This is a genomic window from Actinomadura logoneensis (assembly GCF_003428695.1).
In the GTDB taxonomy this organism is placed as follows: domain Bacteria; phylum Actinomycetota; class Actinomycetes; order Streptosporangiales; family Streptosporangiaceae; genus Spirillospora; species Spirillospora logoneensis.
Genome location: NZ_QURH01000856.1, coordinates 1 through 5,515, shown reverse-complemented (window position 1 = coordinate 5,515; position 5,515 = coordinate 1). Strand labels below are relative to the sequence as shown.

The 5,515-nt window shown below is 72.4% G+C and carries 4 protein-coding genes and 1 tRNA gene; 3 read left to right on the top strand and 2 right to left on the bottom strand.

What is annotated here, in order from left to right; all coding sequences use genetic code 11:
• The first annotated feature begins 246 nt into the window (after positions 1-246).
• Positions 247-1,152 (top strand): proteasome assembly chaperone family protein, encoded by a 906-nt coding sequence (locus DZF91_RS28990; protein ID WP_199486960.1) that lies wholly within the window; start codon positions 247-249, stop codon positions 1,150-1,152.
• Between the two features lie 122 nt (positions 1,153-1,274).
• On the opposite strand, the gene zwf is transcribed toward DZF91_RS28990, so the two are convergent.
• The gene (gene zwf, locus DZF91_RS28985; protein WP_117360294.1) at positions 1,275-2,681 is read right to left on the bottom strand and encodes a glucose-6-phosphate dehydrogenase; all 1,407 of its coding nucleotides are present in this window, start codon (positions 2,679-2,681) and stop codon (positions 1,275-1,277) included.
• 75 nt (positions 2,682-2,756) lie between these two features.
• Entirely contained in the window at positions 2,757-3,698 is a 942-nt protein-coding gene (locus DZF91_RS28980) for an aldose 1-epimerase family protein (protein ID WP_235834639.1), read from the bottom strand.
• A 236-nt stretch (positions 3,699-3,934) separates the two neighbouring features.
• Between DZF91_RS28980 and DZF91_RS28975 the strand changes: the two genes are divergently transcribed.
• Both DZF91_RS28975 and glnII read left to right on the top strand, forming a co-directional pair.
• A tRNA-Val gene (locus DZF91_RS28975) sits at positions 3,935-4,006 on the top strand.
• Between the two features lie 212 nt (positions 4,007-4,218).
• Positions 4,219-5,250: a glutamine synthetase GlnII gene (glnII, locus tag DZF91_RS28970; protein ID WP_235834638.1), complete on the top strand. Its 1,032-nt coding sequence runs from the start codon at positions 4,219-4,221 to the stop codon at positions 5,248-5,250.
• The last annotated feature ends 265 nt before the right edge of the window (positions 5,251-5,515 follow it).

Here is a 5,515-nt window from a genome sequence, read left to right as displayed (position 1 = left end):
GGCCGTTCCCTCGGCCCGTCCGGCGCCGGATCTTTTCCGCCCGATCTGTTCCGCCCGGCGCGAGGTGTGTTCCGTCCGGCGCGGGGTCTGTTCCGTCCGGCGCGGCGATCCGGCCGTTCGGCGCAGGACCGCCGCGCCGTGGGTAACGGTCCGGCTCGAGATGCGATGACGATCACATCGCGCGACGGGATGGGGTCCCCTATGTCCTAGTGTTGGGACGACCGACAGGAAGATGTGGGGGAGACGTTGCTGAACCCTGAGGACCTGTACGAGCTGGACGCGGACCTGCCCGAGATGACCGGGCCGGTCCTGCTGCACAGCCTCGACGGCTTCGTGGACGCGGGACAGGCGGGCCAGCTCGTCCGCGATCACCTCCTCGGCTCCCTGGACGGCCGCGTCGTCGCCCGGTTCGACGTCGACGCGCTGCTCGACTTCCGGGCCCGCCGCCCGATGATGACCTTCGACCGCGACCACTGGTCCGGCTACGAGGCGCCCGAGCTGGTCGTCCGGCTGCTCCGGGACGAGGTGGGGACGCCGTTCCTGATGCTCACCGGCCCCGAGCCGGACCGGCAGTGGGAGGGGTTCGCCGCGGCCGTCCGCTCGCTGGTGTCGCGGCTCGGTGTGGCGCTGACCGTGGGGTTCCACGGCATCCCGATGGGCGTGCCGCACACCCGCCCGGTCGGCCTGACCTCGCACGCCACCCGGCCGGAGCTGATCACCAAGACGTCCTGGTTCGACAAGGTGCAGGTGCCCGGCAGCGCCGCCGCGCTGCTGGAGTACCGGCTCGGCGAGCACGGCCACGACGCGGTCGGGTTCGCCGTGCACGTCCCGCACTACCTCGCCCAGTCCGGCTACCCGGCGGCGGCCGTCGCCGCGCTGGAGGCGGTCATCGCGGCCACCGGCCTGGTGCTGCCGTCGGACGCCCTGCGCGAGGCCGCCGTGCACACCGACGCCGAGATCGCCGAGCAGGTCGCCGGGAACGCCGAGGTCGAGAAGGTGGTGACCGCCCTGGAGCAGCAGTACGACGCGTTCGCGGGCGCCGCCGAGCGCGAGTCGCTGCTCGCCGAGCGCCAGGACATGCCCACCGCCGAGGAGCTGGGCGCGCAGTTCGAGCGCTTCCTCGCCGAGCAGGACGACCCGGACGCCTCCTGACCGTCGTTCTCCGGCATCGCACGCACTCGCATCGAACCGGTCACGGCGCGGACGCGCGGTGACCGGTGCGGCGTGTGGCGTCCTCAGCGGGGGCGGGCCGTCCTTACCGGGGCGGGCCGTCCTCAGCGGGGGCGGGGTGTGACGTCGTGCCAGCCGCGCGGCCCGGGCAGGGCCTCGGCGTCCGCCGGTCCCCATGAGCCGGGGTCGTAGGGCGCGGGCTCGTCGGCGGTCCCGAGGACGGGTTCGACGATCCGCCAGCACTCCTCCACCACGGCCAGGGACGCGAAGTAGGTCTGGTCGCCGGTGATCGCGCCCTCGATGATGTTCTCGTAGGGCATCTCGACCCTGCCGTAGACGTCCGCGAAGTCCACGCGCAGCGGCACCGGCTCCGACGGCAGGCCGCTCTCCGGCTGCTTGACCACCATCTCCACGGTCATCGCGGCGTCGGGCACCATGTGAAAGCGGATCAGGTTGGGCGCGGGCCGCCCCTCCCGGTCGGGGTAGAGCGTGACGGGCGGTGTCTTGAGCTCCACGACCACCTCGGTGGAGGTCGTCCTGACGGCCTTGCCGCTGCGGAGCAGGAACGGGACGCCCTGCCAGCGCCAGTTGTCCACCCACATGCGCGTCGCGAAGTAGGTCTCGGTCCTGGAGCCGGGTTTCACGCCCTCGACGTCCCGGTAGCCCCGGTACTGTCCGCGCACGGTCTCGGCCGGGTCCATCGGACGGGTCGCCTGGAGCACGCGGTGCTTCTCGTCCTGCTCGGCCTCGGGGTCCGGGCTGGCGGGCGGCTCCATCGCCAGGAACATGAAGACCTGGAGCATGTGGTTCTGGACGACGTCCTTGAGGCAGCCGACCGCGTCGTAGAACGAGCCGCGGTCGGCGACGTCGAACGCCTCCAGCAGCTGGATCTGGACGTTCGCGATGTGGTCGCGGTTCCAGAGCGGGGCGAGCAGTTCGTTGGCGAACCGGGCCGCCTTCATGCCCTCCACCGCCACGTCCCCGAGGAAGTGGTCCACCCGGAACAGGTGCTCCTCGTCGAAGAACCTGGTCAGCCGGTCGTTCAGGGCGCGGGCGCTGGCCAGGTCGTGGCCGAACGGCTTCTCCACCACCAGCCGCGCGCCGCGGTTCAGGCCCTCGGCGGCCAGCGACTCGGCGACCTTGGTGAACAGCGACGGCGGGACGGCGAGGTAGTGGCTGACGAACCCGCCGCCGCCGGTGACCTCATGGAGCCGGTCGCGCAGCCGGGAGAACGTCGCGCCGTCCTGGAAGTCGCCGGTCACGATGCTGAGCCGGGACGCCAGCTTCGCGAACACCTTCTCGTCGAAGTCCGGGACGGCGGTGTTGATCCAGGCCCGGGCGTGGCTGCGCAGCGCCTCGTCGTCCCAGTCGGAGTAGGCGGCGCCGACGACCGGGACGTCCAGCACGCCGCGCTCGGTCAGCCGGTAGAGCGCCGGGAACATCATCTTCTGCGCCAGGTCGCCGGTGACGCCGAACAGCACGAGCGCGTCCGCGCGCGGGGTCTTCTCCATGGAAGTGCCTCCTCCTGGTTCGTCTTCGTCGAGCGGACGGGCCGTGCGGGCCGCCGGACGGGCACGGCCGCGCGGTCAGCCCGCGAGGATGCCCCACGAGCCGCTGTGGGTGGCCCCGGGCTCCAGCCGGACGACGTCGGTCCCGGTCGCGAACGCGTTCGGCGGGCAGGTCATCGGCTCCACGCCGAGGCCCTGCCGCCGCCACTCCGGCGGGACGGTGTCGGCGGTGTAGATCATCAGCCAGGGATGGGTGTGGTCGAGCCAGAACGAGGTCCGGCGGTTCGTGCCGGCGAGGTGCACCCAGGCGCGACCGGTGTCGTCGCGGTGCAGTCCGGTGAAGGCGCGGTCGATCTGCAGCGAGCCCAGCCGCCGTCCCGACCGCAGGTCGTACCCGGTGCCCTCGACCGGGTGGGGCGGACCGTGCGGGACCATCCGGTCGTCCACCGGCAGGTACAGGTCGCCGGGGATCTGGACGAGGCAGTCGTCGACGGGCTCGCCCACCGACAGGTAGGGGTGCGCGCCGTGCCCGTACGGCGCGGCCCCGCGGCCGTGGTTGGCGGCCGTCACCGTGACCGTCAGGCCGTGCGCCTCGTGCAGCGCGTACTCGGCCGTGACGTCCAGCCGGAACGGGTAGCCGGGGGAGCCGAGCAGCCGCGTCCCGAGCGTGACCCGGTCGGGCGCGCGCTCGACCTCCCGCCAGGAGGCCCAGCGGACCAGGCCGTGGATCGCGCAGTCGTACTCCGGCTCGTCCACGGCCAGGACGTGCTCCTCGCCGTCCCAGGTGTAGCGGCCCCGGTCGACGCGGTTCGGCCAGGGGACGAGCAGCTGGCCGAACGCGGCGGGCGGCACCCGGTCCTCGTCGTGGGAGAGCACGAGCGGCTCGCCGTCGTGGGTGAGCACCCGCAGGCCCGCGCCCACCTCGGTGACCACCGCCCGGTAGGGCCCGGCGGTGATCGCGTACTGCTCCCCGGTCATGGCCAGCCCGTCCGGACGGGCCTGCGGAACCGATGTGGTCATCTCGGGCGTGTCCCCTCCTCTGGACGTGCGCGCGGTCCGGCCCCCTTGGTGGCGATCTCCCCGGCGGGGCCTGTCCGGACGCCCCAGAGCCGGTCAAGGAATCCTCGTGAGCGGGCCGCCCGGACGGACCGCCCGTCCGGCCCGTCCGGCCGCGCTGGGCTGGGGGAAACCGTTTCGCGTCAACCCCTGCGGACCGGGTACGCTTGCCCGGTCGCCGGGGCGTCCGCCCCCGGCTCGGGCGCGTAGCTCAGGGGTAGAGCACCCGCCTTACAAGCGGGTGGCCGCAGGTTCGAAACCTGCCGCGCCCACCTCCACGTCCGGGCCCCGCCTCCCTTCGGCAGGCGGGGCCCTCGGCGTCCGGGGGAGGGGTCGAATCCGCCGGTCGGCGGGACGGTGTGAGCAGGGTCTCACGGGCGTTTTCCCAGGTCAGATGCTGGTTAACATGCCGTTCACAAACGGGCAACAGGTCCGAAATGCCCTGTTGCGACGCTCTTCTCGTCCGGAAACACCGGGCCACCGGATGGAGGAGACGTTGAGCTACAAGGCCGAATACATCTGGGTCGACGGCACCGAGCCGACCGCGAGGCTCCGGTCCAAGACCAGGATCCTCGCCGACGGCGCCGAGCTCCCGGACTGGGGCTTCGACGGCTCCAGCACCAACCAGGCCCCCGGCGACAACTCCGACTGCGTCCTCAAGCCCGTCCTGTGCGTACCGGACCCGATCCGGGGCGGCGAGAACAAGCTGGTGCTGTGCGAGGTGTACCTCGTGGACGGCACGCCGCACCCGACCAACAACCGCGCCAAGCTCCGTCCGGTCGCCGAGCGGTACGCCGACCACGACTCCTGGTTCGGCATCGAGCAGGAGTACACCTTCTTCCAGGCCGGCCGCCCGCTGGGCTTCCCCGAGACCGGCTTCCCCGCCCCGCAGGGCCCGTACTACTGCGGCGTCGGCGCGGACGAGGTGTTCGGCCGCGACATCGTGGAGCGCCACCTGGACGCCTGCCTGGAGGCGGGCATCAAGGTCTCCGGCATCAACGCCGAGGTCATGCCCGGCCAGTGGGAGTTCCAGATCGGCCCGGCCGGCCCGCTGGAGGTCTCCGACCACCTGTGGCTCGCCCGCTGGCTGCTGTACCGCATCGCCGAGGACTTCGACGTCGCCGCGACCCTGGACCCCAAGCCCGCCAAGGGCGACTGGAACGGCGCCGGCGCGCACACCAACTTCTCCACCAGGTCGATGCGCGAGTCCTACGACGCGATCATCACCGCCTGCGAGGCGCTCGGCGCCGAGGGCAAGGTCGAGGAGCACATCGCCGGGTACGGCCCGGGCATCCAGGAGCGGCTGACCGGCCAGCACGAGACGGCCCCCTGGAACGTCTACACCTACGGCGTGTCCGACCGCGGCGCGTCCGTCCGGATCCCGTGGCAGGTCCAGGTGGACAAGAAGGGCTACATCGAGGATCGGCGTCCGAACGCCAACATCGACCCCTACAACGTCACGCGCCTGCTGGTGAACACCTGCTGCGAGGCGCTGGAGAAGGCCGGCCAGGCCTGATCCTCCCCTCTCCTCCTTCTCGGCCGGGCCCCCGCTTCGCGCGGGGGTTCCGGCCGTTCTGGGGTGGGATATCCGGGGGTGTTGCCCGGAGTGCTCCGCGGTGCCCGAGCGTTTCCAAATGACCGCAAAGTGTTACTCCGCCGGGAGTCCTGGCCGTCCGCTCCGGGTAGCCCTTAGGCATCCGCACCGGGGGAGGGGACATGGCGGAGACGCCGGGCGGGCCGTCCGCCGGGGGCGGCGGGCGCCCGGGGCGCGGCGGGGCCCG